14 protein-coding genes are annotated in these 15,253 nt (G+C 67.0%); 11 read left to right on the top strand and 3 right to left on the bottom strand.

Annotated elements, in window-relative coordinates:
• Both ADBZ6K_RS18955 and ADBZ6K_RS18950 read left to right on the top strand, forming a co-directional pair.
• A partial coding sequence (locus tag ADBZ6K_RS18955; protein ID WP_526349480.1) for a fatty acid desaturase family protein occupies window positions 1-471 on the top strand: 471 nt, incomplete at its 5' end.
• 34 nt (window positions 472-505) lie between these two features.
• A complete protein-coding gene (locus ADBZ6K_RS18950; protein WP_526349478.1) occupies window positions 506-760 on the top strand; it encodes a hypothetical protein in 255 nt (84 codons plus the stop codon).
• 49 nt (window positions 761-809) lie between these two features.
• Here ADBZ6K_RS18950 and ADBZ6K_RS18945 read toward each other — a convergent pair whose 3' ends face one another.
• Complete coding sequence (locus ADBZ6K_RS18945) at window positions 810-1,160, bottom strand: UBP-type zinc finger domain-containing protein (RefSeq protein ID WP_526349476.1); 351 nt, start codon at window positions 1,158-1,160, stop codon at window positions 810-812.
• Between the two features lie 686 nt (window positions 1,161-1,846).
• On the opposite strand from ADBZ6K_RS18945, the gene ltrA reads away from it, so the two are divergent.
• Both ltrA and ADBZ6K_RS18935 read left to right on the top strand, forming a co-directional pair.
• A complete protein-coding gene (gene ltrA, locus ADBZ6K_RS18940; RefSeq protein ID WP_526349474.1) occupies window positions 1,847-3,220 on the top strand; it encodes a group II intron reverse transcriptase/maturase in 1,374 nt (457 codons plus the stop codon).
• A gap of 110 nt (window positions 3,221-3,330) precedes the next feature.
• A complete protein-coding gene (locus tag ADBZ6K_RS18935) occupies window positions 3,331-3,777 on the top strand; it encodes an SRPBCC family protein (protein ID WP_526349472.1) in 447 nt (148 codons plus the stop codon).
• Here the strand turns inward: ADBZ6K_RS18935 and ADBZ6K_RS18930 are convergent, their stop codons facing one another.
• Both ADBZ6K_RS18930 and ADBZ6K_RS18925 read right to left on the bottom strand, forming a co-directional pair.
• Window positions 3,778-5,496, bottom strand: a complete 1,719-nt coding sequence (locus ADBZ6K_RS18930) for an alpha-keto acid decarboxylase family protein (RefSeq protein WP_526349470.1) — start codon at window positions 5,494-5,496, stop codon at window positions 3,778-3,780.
• Between the two features lie 36 nt (window positions 5,497-5,532).
• Complete coding sequence (locus ADBZ6K_RS18925) at window positions 5,533-6,714, bottom strand: pyridoxal phosphate-dependent aminotransferase (RefSeq protein WP_526349468.1); 1,182 nt, start codon at window positions 6,712-6,714, stop codon at window positions 5,533-5,535.
• A 101-nt stretch (window positions 6,715-6,815) separates the two neighbouring features.
• Here ADBZ6K_RS18925 and ADBZ6K_RS18920 point away from each other — a divergent pair, with 101 nt between their 5' ends.
• The 7 genes from ADBZ6K_RS18920 to ADBZ6K_RS18890 all read left to right on the top strand — a co-directional run bounded on the left by ADBZ6K_RS18920 (window position 6,816) and on the right by ADBZ6K_RS18890 (window position 15,209).
• Entirely contained in the window at window positions 6,816-7,835 is a 1,020-nt protein-coding gene (locus tag ADBZ6K_RS18920; RefSeq protein WP_526349466.1) for a LacI family DNA-binding transcriptional regulator, read from the top strand.
• 376 nt (window positions 7,836-8,211) lie between these two features.
• The gene (locus ADBZ6K_RS18915) at window positions 8,212-9,423 is read left to right on the top strand and encodes an amino acid ABC transporter substrate-binding protein (RefSeq protein ID WP_526349464.1); all 1,212 of its coding nucleotides are present in this window, start codon (window positions 8,212-8,214) and stop codon (window positions 9,421-9,423) included.
• A 26-nt stretch (window positions 9,424-9,449) separates the two neighbouring features.
• Window positions 9,450-10,331, top strand: a complete 882-nt coding sequence (locus ADBZ6K_RS18910; RefSeq protein ID WP_526349462.1) for a branched-chain amino acid ABC transporter permease — start codon at window positions 9,450-9,452, stop codon at window positions 10,329-10,331.
• Window positions 10,328-12,199, top strand: a complete 1,872-nt coding sequence (locus tag ADBZ6K_RS18905; RefSeq protein ID WP_526349460.1) for a branched-chain amino acid ABC transporter ATP-binding protein/permease — start codon at window positions 10,328-10,330, stop codon at window positions 12,197-12,199. Before ADBZ6K_RS18910 ends, ADBZ6K_RS18905 begins: the two co-directional genes overlap by 4 nt.
• Complete coding sequence (locus ADBZ6K_RS18900; RefSeq protein ID WP_526349458.1) at window positions 12,196-12,948, top strand: ABC transporter ATP-binding protein; 753 nt, start codon at window positions 12,196-12,198, stop codon at window positions 12,946-12,948. Before ADBZ6K_RS18905 ends, ADBZ6K_RS18900 begins: the two co-directional genes overlap by 4 nt.
• A gap of 21 nt (window positions 12,949-12,969) precedes the next feature.
• The gene (locus tag ADBZ6K_RS18895; protein WP_526349456.1) at window positions 12,970-13,923 is read left to right on the top strand and encodes an NAD(P)-dependent oxidoreductase; all 954 of its coding nucleotides are present in this window, start codon (window positions 12,970-12,972) and stop codon (window positions 13,921-13,923) included.
• Complete coding sequence (locus ADBZ6K_RS18890) at window positions 13,920-15,209, top strand: M24 family metallopeptidase (RefSeq protein WP_526349454.1); 1,290 nt, start codon at window positions 13,920-13,922, stop codon at window positions 15,207-15,209. The genes ADBZ6K_RS18895 and ADBZ6K_RS18890 overlap by 4 nt, the downstream gene beginning before the upstream one ends.
• Window positions 15,210-15,253: the final 44 nt, after the last annotated feature.

Genomic DNA, 15,253 nt, shown 5'->3' with positions numbered 1-15,253 from the left:
ACCAAGACCGACATGGTCGGCGAGTCCAAGGGTCAGTGGTATCTGCGGCAGATGCTGGGCAGCGCCAACTTCGAGAATGGTCCGGTGCTGCGGTTCATGAGCGGCAACCTGTGCCATCAGATCGAGCATCACATCTATCCCGATCTGCCGAGCAATCGCCTGCACGAGATCTCGGTGCGGGTGCGTCAGGTCTGCGACAAGTACGACCTGCCCTACACGACGGATTCGTTCCTGCTGCAGTACGGCAAGGCGTGGCGCACGATCGCCAAACTGTCACTGCCGGACCGGTTCCTGCGCGACACGGTCGACGACGCACCGGAGACCCACAGCGAGCGGATGTTCGCCGTACTCGGTCCCGAGTTCGATCCCGGCGCCGGCGGCACCGACCCGCTCACCGGCAAGCGCCGCGGCCTGAAGTCCGCGATGGCGGCGGTGCGTGCACTCGGCGCCAACCGCGCCCGGCAGCGGTAGGCTTCAGCAAAGCCGAACGAAAGTGGGCACCACGATGGCCATCGGATTGCGGGTCGCCGGTGCGTTAGCCATCGGCTGCTGCGCGGCGGCCATCGCGGCCGCCCCCATCGCCGCCGCCGGGCCTGCCGCCACCGACCCCACCGGCAACTACTCAGGCGGACCCGTTCCGAGTATGAACGGCATCCCGTGCGTCGGCGGGAGCCTCGGAGTGTGCATCTCCATGCGGCAGAGCGAGCCCGGCCCCCGGCCGGGATCGTCGTTCGGTCACAGCCCGACGATCGTCCGGTAGCCGCGAGAACAGCCTCGGGGCAGGCCCGAACGCCGATCCGGCCGTGCCGTCAGCCCCGGCGCTGCAGCTGTTCGAACCAGTCGCCGGGCACCCGTCCGCGCGGCCCGGGGACGGTTTCCTCCACCGGTCGCGATTCCGGCGGTGCGAGTGCGGGACCGTCGTAGTAGGCGTTGGACGCGTAGTCCCAGAACCAGTCCTCACCCGGTTCGAACGACCGGATGATCGGATGCCCCGACTCGTGCCAATGCGCTGACGCGTGGCGGGCCGGCGAATCGTCGCAGCACCCGATATGCCCGCAGGTTGCACAGCGGCGAAGGTGCACCCACCACCCGCCTGCCGCGTCGCATTCGACGCATCCGGTACCGCTCGGCGGAATCGTTGGGTCGATGACGGTGCCCATAGCGGCCGAGCATAGCCGCCGGACGCGGTGCATGTCCGCGGCCGGGCCAGCCGGTGATCGTGGACGTGAAGCCGTATTCGCTGTACTGCAACATCTTTCACGATGATGTGGCGCGCGACGGATCGGCGATCCCATCGGCGTCAACTTCGCCCGCCGGCGACGGCGCCGCAGTAGGTTGCAGCTCATGTTGCGTCCTGAAAGTTGGACTGGACTAGCGGGTGGAAGTCCCGTCCCGGTAGGTACCGGAGCGCCGGGTAGCAGGCCCCGGTTCGTCGTGGAGACGCGGCGGGCTGAGCGGGGTGTCAAGAGCCTCTTCGGAGGGAGCAAGTGTGCGGGCCGTAGCGTCAAGCGAACTCTGCAGCCTCGTCACAATCACAATGGGAGAGCCGAGCCGCTCATGTCACGGCGAAGGCCATGTCCGGCGGGCCCTGGTCCGGGGTTAGCTCGTCGGGTCTTCCCGGGGTACGGGTGGCGGCACGTGCACACAGTCTGGTTCGGAACAGGAGAGACCCGTCTGCCTGGCCTTGTCGGGCAAAGACCAGGGGTATAAGCCGATGGCGAAGTCCTTTGGAGGGCAGCGGGAGTCCGATGGGGTCGTAGTACCGCTGATCGGCGTGCAGCATAACGCGCCGGGAGGGAAGGGCCCCGACTTTGATCACGCGGGCAATGTGGGTAAGTGCGAGGGCATGACCGAGGTATCTTGGTCCAACTACCCCGATGGGCCATCGCCCGTCGTAGCCGATGAGGAGCCGTTGGGTTTCTCGCCGGTGAAAGTGCGAGAACTGCAACGCGCGCTATGGGCTGCGGCCAAGCAGTCTGAGGGTCGGCGTTTCCACGCCCTGTATGACCGTATCTACAGGGGTGACGTCCTGTGGGAGGCGTGGGAGCGGGTGCGGCAGAACAGGGGTGCGGCCGGGGTGGATCGTGTCACCTTGGGTGCGGTGGAGGACTACGGCGTGGACCGCATGCTGCGTGAGTTGCGTCGTGATCTCCGCGAGGGCGTGTACCGTCCGGCGCCGGCGCGTCGGGTGGACATCCCGAAACCACGGGGCGGTGTGCGGCCGTTGGGGATTCCGACGGTGCGGGACCGGGTGGCCCAGGCGGCGGCCAAGCTGGTGTTGGAACCCATCTTCGAGGCCGACTTCTTGTCGTGCTCGTATGGGTTCCGGCCGAAGCGGTCAGCCACACAGGCGATGGAGCGGTTGCGTACCGGTTTCATCGAGGGCTACCCGTTTGTGGTGGAGTTCGATATCGCCAATTTTTTCGGCGAGATCGACCACGAGCGGCTACTCACTGCGGTGGGTAGGCGGGTCTCGGATCGGCGGGTGCTCAAGCTGTTGCGATTGTGGCTGCAGGCGGGGGTGTTGGTCGACGGGGTGATCCAGCGGACGGTCGCGGGCACTCCACAGGGCGGGGTGATCTCGCCGTTGTTGGCCAACATCTATCTGCATGTGCTCGACACCGAACTCACCGCACGGAATGTGGGTGAGTTGGTGCGCTACGCCGATGACGGCGTGGTGTTGTGCCGCTCGGCGGCGCAGGCGAGTGCGGCTTTGGCGGCGGTGGGAGAGATTCTGGCGTCGTTGGGGTTGCGACTGCATCCGGATAAGACCAAGGTGGTCGACCTGCGCGATGGACGTGAGGGCCTGGATTTTCTGGGCTGTCATTTCCGGGCGCGCATGTCGGGGCGGCTGTGGGAGCAGAAGCGCATCGTGCGGTACTACCTGCACCGCTGGCCCAGCCATACGGCCATGTCCCGGTTACGCGAGAAGGTTCGTGACCGAACTGGTCGCAACAGGGTCGGAACCGACATCCGCATCGTCATCGCGCAGTTGACTCCGATCCTGCGGGGCTGGGGCAACTACTTTCGTACCGGCAACGCCGCTGAGAAGTTTCGCCAGATCGACAGCTACGTCGTTTGGCGGCTGTTCCGCTTGATGGTCAAGAAGCGGGGCCGCAATCTGCGTGCTGGACAAGCTGATCAGTGGACCGAACAGTGGTTCAACGGGCACGGCCTGCACCGCCTGCGCGGCACCATCCGCTACCCGAAGGCAGCGTAACCATGTCAAGAAGATCATCGGTAAGCCGTGTGCGGGAAAACCGCACGCACGGATTGAAAGGGGGATGGGGAAACGGATCCGCACTGCGGACACCGCGCCCCTGACTACCAATGGCAACCAGCGACAGCCGTGAGATCGACATCGAAGCGACCGCGGCGGAGATTCTCGACGTCATCGCCGACGTCGAGGCGACACCCGAGTGGTCGTCGGCGCAACAGAGCGTCGAGGTGATCGATCGCCACCCGGACGGCAGACCCAACCAGGTCAAGATGAGGATCAAAACGGTCGGCATCACCGACGATCAGGTCGTCAGCTACGCCTGGGGTGAGAACACGGTGAGCTGGTCGCTGGTGTCCGCGGACCAGCTGAAGTCGCAGGATGCCACCTACACCCTGACCCCGCGCGGCGAGACGACCCACGTGAAATTCGAACTGGCCGTGGACCCGCTGGTGCCGTTGCCCGGATTCCTGCTCAAGCGGGCCATCAAGGGTGCGATGGAGACCGCCACCGATGGACTGCGCACGCGGGTGCTCGCCCTCAAGAAGGGCGCCCACTAGTTACTGCTTGACCGAACTGCGTACGGCAGAAGGCTTTCCGGCGTTGGCGGCCGACGCCGACTGCGCCAGTTCGGCCAGCAGCGGCGGGATGTCCATGCGCGGAACCACCGCCTCGATGAGCACCATGCGGTCCTGGGCGGCCTCCGCCGCGGTCAGCGCGTCGTCGAGTTCCCCGTAGCTGGCGACCCGGAACACCAGCGCGTCCGGCACGCCGAGTGCCGAAAGCAGATCGGTCCACCGCCACCCGACGATGTCGTTGTAGTACGCGTTCTCCCCGTGGATCGCCCGTTCCACGGTGTACCCGTCGTTGTTGACCACCACGACCACCGGGGACAGTCCCTCGCGGCCGAAGCTCCCGAGTTCCTGGATGGTCAGCTGAGCCGCGCCGTCCCCGATCAGCAGCACGGTGCGGCGGTCCCGCTCGGCCAGCCCCGCCCCCAGCGCCGCCGGCAACGTGTAACCAATCGAGCCCCACAGCGGCTGGCCGATGAACGTCACACCGGATGCCAGCCGGTGCCCGGCCATGCCGTAGAACGACGTGCCCTGGTCGGCGAGCACCACGTTGCCGGGGGTCAATGCTTCGGAGAGCCTGTCCCACAACGCTTCCTGGGTCAGCGGGGCCTCGCGTGCCGGGGTGGGCGCGGGCTCGGGTGACGGGCCGGCGGGCAGCGGCGGGGAGGTCACGCCGCGCTCGGTGAGGATTGCGGTGACCGCCTCGAGCGCGGCGACCATATCCAGCGGCGCGTAGACCTGTCCGGCGATCACGCTCTGGACCGGGCCGATGTCGATGGCGCGGGCCGGGTCGATGCGCTGGCTGAAGAAGCCGCTGACCATGTCGGTGAACAGCACACCGGCGGTCACCAGCACCGGTGCGTCCTCGATGGCCCCGCGCACCGACTCGGCGCTGGCCGCACCGGCGTAGATCCCCAGGAAGTTGGGCGAACTCTCGTCGACGAGGCTCTTCCCCCACATCAGCGTGGCGTGCGGCACGGTGTCGGCGGCCAGCAGTGCGTTGAGCGCGTCGACGCATCCCAGCCGGTGCACCAGGAAGTCGGCGAGCACGGTCAGCCGGTGGTCGCCGATGAGCTCGGCGGCGGCCTCGGTGAACAGCGCCAGCGCGCGGGGACTGGTGCCGCCGGTGTAGCGGGGCAGCGGGGCGCTCGGCGGCTCGACGGGGAAGCGGGCCACGTCCGTGGCGATCAGCAGGTAGCCGGGACGTTTTTGCTCGCGGACCTCGGAAAGCACCCGGTCGATCTCGCGTGTCGCCGTTGCGGGAGCCAGATTCGCCTGGGCGCAGGTGATTTCGCGGCTGATCCGAAGGAAGTGCTCGAAGTCGCCGTCGCCGAGCGTGTGGTGCACGATGCGGCGGGCGCCCTGCGCGTCCTTGGACGGCGCACCGACGATGTGGACGACGGGGACGTGCTCGGCGTAGCTGCCCGCCACCGCGTTGGCTGCCGACAGCTCACCCACCCCGAAGGTGGTGACCAGTGCCGCCATGCCCCGCAGCCTGCCGTAGGCGTCGGCGGCGTAGCCCGCGTTGAGTTCGTTGGCGCCGCCCACCCAGCGCACGCGGGGGTGCGCGAGGATGTGGTCGAGGAACTCCAGCTGATAGTCCCCCGGCACGCCGAAGACCTCGGTCACGCCGAGTTCGGCGAGCCGATCGAGCAGGTAGTCACCGACGGTGTAGCCGTTCTGCGCTGCGGACGTCTCACTGTTCACCCGTCCGACCGTACGCGTATCGCCCCGTGGTCGCCGTCAATCCCGGCGCAGAACCGCCAGCCGCCGGACTGCCTCGGCCATAGTGTCGTCACGTTTGCAGAAAGCAAAGCGCACCAGGTGATTCCATGCCCCTGCATGGCGGCCGTCGGGATCGCAGAACGCCGAGAGCGGGATGGCCGCGACACCCGCGCGCTCGGGCAGTTCGGCGCAGAAGGCGGTGCTGTCGTAATAGCCCAACGGCCGGGGATCGGCGCATAGGAAGTACGTGCCGGAGCTGTCGTGGACGTCGAAACCGATGTCGGCCAGGGCCGCGGCGAGCCTGTCCCGCTTCGCCTGCAGCGAATCCCGCAGTGCAGCCACCCAGGCGTCCTCGGTGTCGAGCGCACGGGCGACCGCCGGCTGGAAGGGCGCCCCGCCGACGTAGCTGAGGTACTGCTTGGCTGCGCGCACCCCCGCGATGAGATCGGCTGGCCCGCAAGCCCATCCGATCTTCCAGCCGGTGCAGTTGAACATCTTGGCGGCGCTGGAGATGGTGACCGTCCGCTCGGCCATCCCGGGATAGCCGGCCAGCGGCAGGTGTTTGGCGCCCGCCGGTGTCGAGAACACCAGATGTTCGTAGACCTCGTCGGTGATCACCAGCAGGTCGGCGTCGGCGGCGATCTCGGCGATGGCGGCCAGCTCGGCGTCGCGCAGCACCATGCCGGTCGGGTTGTGCGGGGAGTTCACGATCAGCGCCCTGGTCCGCGGCGTCACGGCGGTTCTGAGGGCGTCGAGGTCGAGGGCGAAGCCGCGCCCGTCGGGCACCAGCGGCGCGGTCACCCGCTCGCAACCCGACATGGCGACCACGGGGGAGTACGAGTCGTAGAACGGCTCGATCAGCACCACCTCCGAGCCGGGCTCGACGAGGCCGAGCACCGCGGCGGCGATCGCCTCCGTCGCCCCGACGGTGATCAGCACCTCGGTGTCGGGGTTGTAGTCGATACCGAAGTGACGTTTGCGCTGGGCCGCCACGGCCTCGCGCAGCGGGGCGATTCCCAGCCCTGGCGGGTATTGGTTGACGCCATCGGCGATGGCGTTCTCGGCGACTCTCAGCATGGCGGGCGGCCCGTCCTCGTCGGGGAAGCCCTGCCCGAGGTTGACCGCGCCGAGCTGCGCCGCCCGTGCGGACATCGCAGCGAACACCGTGACCGCGTACGGGCGCAGCCTCTCGACCGTCATGCGTGTCGACTCTAATCAGCCGTTGCGGCAGCGGATCCGCCCACCTGCGCGATGGGGTGGCACCGGTCCGATTGCGAACGATTGCAGGTAGCCTGGACGCCGTGGCGCGCCGAGTGACCATCGACGATGTGGCCCGCCTTGCCGAGGTGCACAAGGCGACGGTGTCGCGCGCGCTGAACGCCAGAACCCGCGATCAGGTCAACGCCGAGACGCTCAAACGGGTCACGCGGGCCGCCCGCCAGCTCGGCTACGTCCCCAACGCGATGGCGCGGGGCCTTCGCACCAGCAAGTCGATGACCATCGGGGTGATCATCCCCGATCTGATGAACCCGATCTTCCCGCCGATGGTGCGTGGCATCGAGGACGTTCTGCAGCCACAGGGGTACACGGTGCTGATCGCCAATACCGACCCGCATGACGATGTCGAGGTGTCGGTGTTCGAGTCGCTGTTAGCGCGCAGGGTCGACGGCTTCATCCTGGCCACCGGCCGGCTCGACGATCAGACGGTGATCGGGGAGGCGGCCGAGACCGGGGTGCCTGTCGTCCTGGTCAACCGCGGCTCCGGCGACGGCGGGTTTCCATTGGTCTCCGGCGACAACATCGGCGGAATCGAACTGGCGATCCGGCACCTCATCGAGCTCGGCCACCGCCACATCCTCCACGTCGCCGGCCCGTCGAACTTTTCCACCACCCGGTCGAGGGCTGAGGCGTTCGAGTCCGCGGCCACCCGCGCGGGCGTGCGACATGACACCGTCTACGCCGAATCACTGTCCACCGAAGCGGGTTACGGCGCGGCCGATGCGCTACTGGCCCGTCGCGGCGAGCTGCCCACCGCCGTGATCGCGGGCAACGACCTGGTGGCGCTCGGGCTGATCCGCCGGTTGCGTGTGGAGGGCCTGCGCTGCCCCGAGGACGTGTCGGTCGTCGGATTCAACGATATGCCGTTCGCCCAGGACTTCTGGCCCCCGCTCACCACCGTGCACATGCCGCTGCGGGAAATCGGTGCGGAGGCGGCCCGATTGTTGCTCCGCGGCATCGATGCCGGCGAGCAGGATGCGGTGACGCTGACCTTGCCGGTATCGCTGGTGGTGCGCGAATCCACCTGTCCCGCAAAGGCTTAGGGGATCTTCGGCACCCGGATCCGGCCGAAGCGGGCCGCGAATATGCTCCAAGCCAGCTGGAATCCGGCGTAAGGCCATCACGTCGATGGTCAGCGAGGTGTCGACGGCCCCGATCGGAGGCCTGGAGAACTCGCAACCGATTGCGAAGATTCTTAAAGCGAGATGAGGGACAGGCAATTTGTGAGCCGGGTGTCTCATCCGAGCAGCCACTCGCTTTTCCCGTATTTCCTTGTCAGCGCAGCAAGGGCGCTTCGTCCGGCGGGTACGACCGTTGACACGTTGGCTCAGCATGTGGCACGATTCACTGCAATCGATTGCAAGAGATCTACACAACGTGTGGATCCGGTGAGCAATCGGTCTGACAGGGAGGTTGGACATGCGGAAGATCACTGCCCTTCGCGCGATCGCGGCGGTTGCCGCGGTCGCGCTCGCCGCGACCGGCTGTTCGGCTGACCAGCCGACCAGCGGCGACACCATCACCATCGGTGCATCGCTGCCGCTCACCGGTGAATTCAGCCAGGGTGGGCTGGACACCCAGCACGGGTACGAGACGTGGGTCGAGATGACCAACGAGGCGGGCGGCCTGCTGGGCAAGCAGGTGAACATCATCGTCAAAGACGACGCGACCACCCAGGAGACGGCGGTCAGCAACTACAACAACCTGATCGCCAAGGACGGGGTCGACCTGCTGCTCGGCAGCCAGTCGTCGCTGCTGAACATCCCCGCCTCCGCGGTGGCGGAGAAGAACCGGATGCTGTTCGTGTGCCCGTCCTGCGCGTCGCCGGACATGTACAACCGCGGCTTCGACTACATCTTCTTCGCCCAGCAGGCGGTGGCCACCGACCAGGCCAAGGTGTTCGCAGAGTGGATCGCGAACCTGCCACCCGAACAGCGGCCCGCGACCGCTGCCTATCCCACCCTGGATGACCCGTTTGCCGGGCCGGTCGTCGAGGGTGCCGAGAAGATCCTGTCGGATGCCGGCATCCGCACCGTCTACAGGGACCAGTACCCGGCCACCACCAAGAACTTCGATTCCATCGTCAACGCCATGAAGGATGCCGGTGCCGAAATCGTCGTCCAGGGAGCCCAATTCGAGGACGGCGTCAACATGATCCGGTCGATGAACCGCGCCGGCTACAAGCCGTCGATCCTGTACCAGAGCAGCTCGCCGACCTACGGGCAGCAGTACCTCGACGCGGTGGGCGCGCAGAATGCCGAGGGCGTGTTCTTCTCGTCGAGCTACAGCCCGCTTGCCGACACCATGGACAACGCCGCCTTCGTCAAGCGCTTCGAGGAGAAGTTCGGGCAGAGCCCGCCCGAGGATGCCGCCGACGGTTTCGCCGCCGCTCAGGTCCTCGCTGCGGCGGCCAACGCGCTCGGATCCATCGACGATCAGGCCAAGCTCGCGGATTGGTTGCGCGAGAACAGCGTTGAGACCGTGCTCGGCCCGCTGAGCTGGAACGAGGACGGCAGCCCCAAGGGCGAATTCCTCGTCGGCCAGTGGCAGGCCGGCGTCTCCCAGGTTGTCCTTCCCACCGATGTAGCCACGTCCAAGACCATCCTGCGCTGGCAGGGCGGCGACATCTAGCCTCCGAAGAACAGGGAGCCACCCCCATGACGTCATTGATCCAAACGCTCATCCTGGGCCTGCTCGTCGGGGCGATGTATGCCCTGATGGCCTCCGGTCTGACCCTGATCTTCGGGGTCATGCGGGTGATCAACCTCGCCCACGGCGCCTTCGCCATCCTGGCCGCGTTCCTGACCTACACCCTCTGGCAGAACCTCGGCCTCGACCCGATCCTGTCCATCCCGATCGTGATGGCCGTGATGTTCGCCTTCGGCTGGCTGGTGTACGTGCTGGTGATCCGGCACGTCCGCAGTTCGCACATCACCATGACGGTGCTCGCCACGTTCGGCATCGCCCTGCTGCTGGAAGGCAGCATGGGCTTCATCTGGGGGAACACGTCCACCGCCGTGCGGGTTTCCTACACCGACGCGTCAATCTCCTTCGGCGCCTTCTATGTTCCGATGGCGATGGCGCTGGCGGCGGTGATCGCGGTTGCGGTGCTCGGCGGGCTCTACCTGATTCTCAACCACACCTGGACGGGCCGGGCCATCCGCGCGGCGTCGTCCAACGAGAACGGCGCCCTGCTGGTCGGGGTGAGCGTGTCCACGGTGGCCGCACTCACCTTTGCCATCGGCGTGTCGACCCTGGGTGCGGGTGGGGCGATGCTGTCGACGATCTACCCGTTCCTGCCCGGCACCCACTACCAGTGGATCGCCCGGCTGCTGGCCATCGTCGTGCTCGGCGGCCTGGGCAGCCTGCCCGGAGCCATCCTCGGCGCGCTGGTCATCGGTATCGGGGAGATGGCAGCCACCGCCTACCTGGGCGCGGCCTGGCCCGTCGCCGTGCCGTTCCTCGTCATCATCGCCGTTTTGATCACCAGGCCGCAGGGCATCCTCGGCACCCGCCTCAGAGAGGACGCCGTCGCATGACCGACGTGAAAACCCGGCTGCTCGACCCGCAGCTGCAGAAGTGGGTGTCCCGCGCTCTGGTGGCCGCGGCCGCCGCGGTGATCATCCTGTTCCCGTTGTCGCCCAGCATGTCCGCGCAGAACACGGTCATCCTGGCGCTGGTGCTCGCCATCGGTGCCAGCGGGCTGAATATCATCACCGGTTACACGGGGTATCTGTCGCTGAGTCAGGGTGCCTTCATCGGGATCGGCGCCTACGTGGGTGCGATCCTGGCGATCCGGTTCCCCGACGTCCCGCCGCTGCTCTGGGCGCCGCTGGCCGGCGTCGTCGCCGCGGTGATCGCCATGCTGCTCGGACTGGTGACCTACCGTTCGCGCGGACCGGCGTTCGTCATCATCACCATCGCCTTCCTGTTCCTGGTCCAGTTCCTGGCCATCGAATGGGTGCCCGTCACCAACGGCACGTCCGGTCTGACGCTGCCGCTGCCGGATTGGCCCGAGGCGTGGGGCAACTGGCCGTTCCACCTGGCGCTGGTGACGCTGCTCGGGCTCTCGCTGCTGATGAGTTGGTGGATTCGCCGTACGAAGTTCGGCATGGGGCTGATCGCCATCCGTGAGGACGAGGGCAAGGCGGGCACGATCGGTGTCAACGCCCCGTTCTACAAACTGCTCGCCTTCGGCGCCAGTGCCCTGTTCGTCGGGATGGCGGGCTCGGTGTACGGCTACTACCTGTCCTTCGTCGACCCCATCGGGATGTTCTCCATCATCACCAGCGCGCTGATCGTGCTGTCGGTGATCCTCGGCGGCCGCGGCACGCTGTTCGGCCCGGTGCTTGGCGCCTTCATCATCCAGCCGGTCAACAACCTGGCCAACGACACCTTCGGCGGCGGCAATGCCCGGCTGGTGATCTTCGGCGGGCTGCTCGTGCTCCTGGTGATCGTGCTGCCCAAGGGCATCCTCCCGACGGTGGCCGGTTTCCTCGAGAAGGCCAGAACCAAAGGCACGGTGGGACTTTCGGGTGCCAGGCTCAATCCGCTCGATCGCCCGCTCGTCCACGTCGAGTCCAGCCGTCCCGAACTGAGCGGACGCACGCTGCTCGAGGTGCGCGGGCTGCACAAGAGCTTCGGCGGCAACCACGCCGTCAACGACTGCAGCTTCACCGTTCCCGAGGGCTCCATCACCGCGCTGATCGGGCCCAACGGGTCGGGCAAAACGACGGTGTTCAACCTGATCTCGGGTGTGATGACCCCCGACCGCGGCGAGATCCTGCTCGGCGGCGAACGGATCGAACAGACGTCACCCTGGGTACGAGCGCACGAAGGCCTGGGCCGTACCTTCCAGATCACCCGGCTGTTCCGCGAGATGACCGTGCTGGAGAACGTCGTCGCTCCATTGCGCGACTTCAACATTCGCCAGCTCGGGCTGGGTGCGGTCAGCGGTTCGGAAGCGGCACGGGCCGGGGAACTGCTCGACTTCGTCGGCATGGCGGCCTACCGCGACGCGAAAGCCGGTGCGCTGTCCTACGGTCAGCAGAAACTGGTCGAACTCGCCCAGGTGCTCATGCTCGACCCGAAGCTGATCCTGCTCGACGAACCCGCGGGCGGCATCAACCCGACGCTGATCGAGCGGATGGGTGACCTGATCCGCGCGCTCAACGCACAGGGCAAGACCTTCCTGCTGGTCGAACACAACATGCCGTTCGTGGTGGGTCTGTGCGACCCGATCCGGGTGCTGGCCCGCGGCGCGGTGATCGCGCAGGGCAGCCCGGAACAGATCCAGAAGGACCCGGTTGTGCTCGACGCATACCTCGGCGACGACTACCTGCTGGAAGCGCCGTCCCGGACGCAGACTGTCACAGAAAACACTGTCGTCGAAAGGAATCCGGCATGATCAAGCTCCAAGGCGTGGTGGCCGGCTACGGCGGGGGCAACGTCCTGCAGGGCGTCGATCTCGAGGTCGCCGCGGGTGATCTCGGCTGCATCGTCGGCCCCAACGGCGCCGGCAAGTCGACCGTCCTGCGCGCCGTCAGCGGTCTGCTCAAACCCAGCGCGGGCCGGATCACCCTCGACGGTGTCGACATCACGGGGTTGCCGCCCGACGGGGTGCTGTCCGCCGGGGTCACCCAGGTGCCGCAGAGTAACGGGCTGTTCCCGACACTGACCGTCAAGGAGAACATCCTGATGGGCGCCTATGTGATCCGCAGGCAGCGGGCACTGGTCAAAGACCGCTACGACGAAGTGCTGTCGATGTTCCCGTTGGTGGCCGACAAGACCGGGGTGCGGTGCGGCAACCTGTCGGGCGGGCAGCGGCGGATGGTCGAGTTCGCCCGCTCGCTGATGCTCAATCCCAAACTCGTCCTGCTCGACGAACCCTCCCTCGGCCTGGATCCCAAGTCGCTCACCGTGATCGACGAAGCCGTCGCAGTCATGCGGGCCAACGGCAAGGCCATCCTGATGGTCGAACAGAACGTGCGGTTCGGGCTGCGGATGGCCACCAGCGGCATCGTGATGGAAAGCGGCCGGGTGCTCCTCACCGGCCCCGCCCAGTCGGTGCTGGCCAACCCGGAGATCGCCGACCTCTACTTCGGCGGAGCGGTCCACGCTCCCGCCTCCACCTCAGCCGCACACCCCACGGCCTGACCCAGAAAAGGAATCACGTCAATGACACCTCTGCCTTCCCCTCAGAACCTCAAGATCGGGTGGATCGGCGCGGGCCGAATGGGTGCCCAACTGGTCCTGCGGCTGCTCGACGCCGGCTATGACGTTGCCGTGTACAACCGGACCGCGTCGAAGGTCGGCCATCTGGGCGATCGCGGCGCGCACATTGTCAGCAAGCCGGTCGACCTCGCCGACCGTGATCTGGTGTTCTCGATGGTGTCGTCGTCGAAGGACCTCGAGCAGGTGATGCTCGGTGAGGGCGGATTGCTCACCGGGGATACGTCACCCCGGGTGATCGCCGACGTGTCAACGGTTTCCGCGGAGGTCAGCGCACTGATCCGCAGTGCCGCCAACTCGCGGGGGGCCGATTTCCTGGCCACCCCCGTGAGCGGCAACCCGAAGGTGATCGCGGCGGGCAAGCTCACCGTGGCGGTCTCCGGGCCGCGTGCGGTGTTCGACGCGATCGAATCCGTGCTCGGTGTCTTCGGCCGCAGCGTCACCTACGTCGGCGAGGGTGAGGTGGCGCGACTGGTGAAGATCGCCCACAACCTGATGCTCGGCGTTGTGACCCAGTGCCTCGCGGAGATCACGGTGCTGGTCGAGAAGGGCGGCGTCACCCGCGCCGACTTCCTGGCCTTCCTCAACGATTCGGTGATGGGATCGGTGTTCACCCAGTACAAGTCGCCTGCGTTCGTCAACCTTGACTTCGCGCCGACATTTACGATGCAGCTGCTGCAGAAGGACTTCGACCTCGGGCTGGAAGCGGCCTACGGGCTCAAGTCGCCGATGCCGATCTGCTCGGCCACCCGCCAGATCGTCGCGCAGGCCGCGGGTGCGGGCCGGGGCGACGACGAGGACTTCGCGACGTTGCTGCTGGAGGTCGCCCGCGGGGCGGGCATCACCCTGGAGCCGGAGAACGTCGCGGTGGACGACGGACTCACCCCGGTGCGGTCATGACGGCCCTCGTGCCTCCGAATTCGAGAAGCGCGGTTGCGCCCCCTGTCGCTCGGCGGCCGCTGGGCGCGCCGGGCCACATGGGCGTGGACTACGAACAGCGCGTCGACTTCGACCGGTTGCGGGACTACCGGATCGGGCGGGCCAAGGAGGCGCTGAAGGCCAGCGGTTGCGGGGCCTTCCTGCTGTTCGACTTCTACAACATCCGGTACACCACGCAGACGTGGATTGGCGGGGCGTTGGGCGACAAGATGATTCGCTATTGTCTACTCACCCGAGACGCCGAGCCGATCCTGTGGGATTTCGGATCGGCGGTGCGCCACCACAAGCTGTACTCGCCGTGGCTGCCCGAGGAGAATTGGCGCCCGGGGTTCCTCGGGTTCCGCGGCGCGGTCGCGCCGGACGCCGGGCTGATGCGTGCCGCGGTCACCGAGATCAAGGGCATCCTGGCCGACGCCGGGGTGGCCGGTGAACCCGTCGGGCTGGATATCGTCGAGCCGCCGTTCCTGTTCGAGATGCAGCGTCAGGGACTGCGGGTCGCCGACGCCCAGCAGAGCATGCTCGACGCGCGGGTGATCAAGTCCGCCGACGAGATCATGCTGCTCAATCAGGCCGCGGCCATGGTGGACGGTGTGTACCAGGACATCGTGGATGTGCTCAAACCCGGTGTGCGGGAAAACGAGATCGTCGCGCTGGCCAACAAGCGGCTCTACGAGCTGGGGTCGGATCAGGTCGAGGCCGTCAACGCGATCTCCGGTGAGCGGTGCAACCCGCATCCGCACAACTTCACCGACCGCATCATCCGGCCGGGGGATCAGGCGTTCTTCGACATCATCCACTCCTACAACGGCTACCGGACCTGCTACTACCGCACGTTCGGGGTGGGCAGTGCCACCGAGAGCCAGCGTGACGCCTACAAGCGGGCCCGCGAGTGGATGGACACCTCGATCGCTGCCATCCGCCCCGGGGTGGGTTCCGACCAGATCGCCCGATTGCTGCCCAAGGCAACCGATTTCGGGTTCGAGAACGAGATGGCCGCCTTCGGGCTGCAGTTCGCCCACGGCCTGGGTCTCGGTTTGCACGAGCGGCCCATCATCTCCCGGCTGAACTCGCTGGAGAACCCGATCGAGCTGCAGGCGGGCATGGTGTTCGCGATGGAGACCTACGCCCCGGCATCCGACGGGTTTTCGGCCGCCCGCATCGAAGAGGAGGTCGTCGTCACCGACGACGGCCCGGTGATCCTGACGAAGTTCCCCGCGCAGGAGCTCTTCGTCGCCAACGAGTACTGAGCCGCCGCCAGCCCCGGTGTGCCGACTACCCCGCGAGTGAGAAG

The sequence above is a fragment of the Mycobacterium sp. genome (assembly GCF_044223235.1).
Classification (GTDB): domain Bacteria; phylum Actinomycetota; class Actinomycetes; order Mycobacteriales; family Mycobacteriaceae; genus Mycobacterium.
The sequence above is the reverse complement of the archived record's forward strand: the minus strand, read 5'-3'. Positions and strand labels throughout refer to the sequence as shown.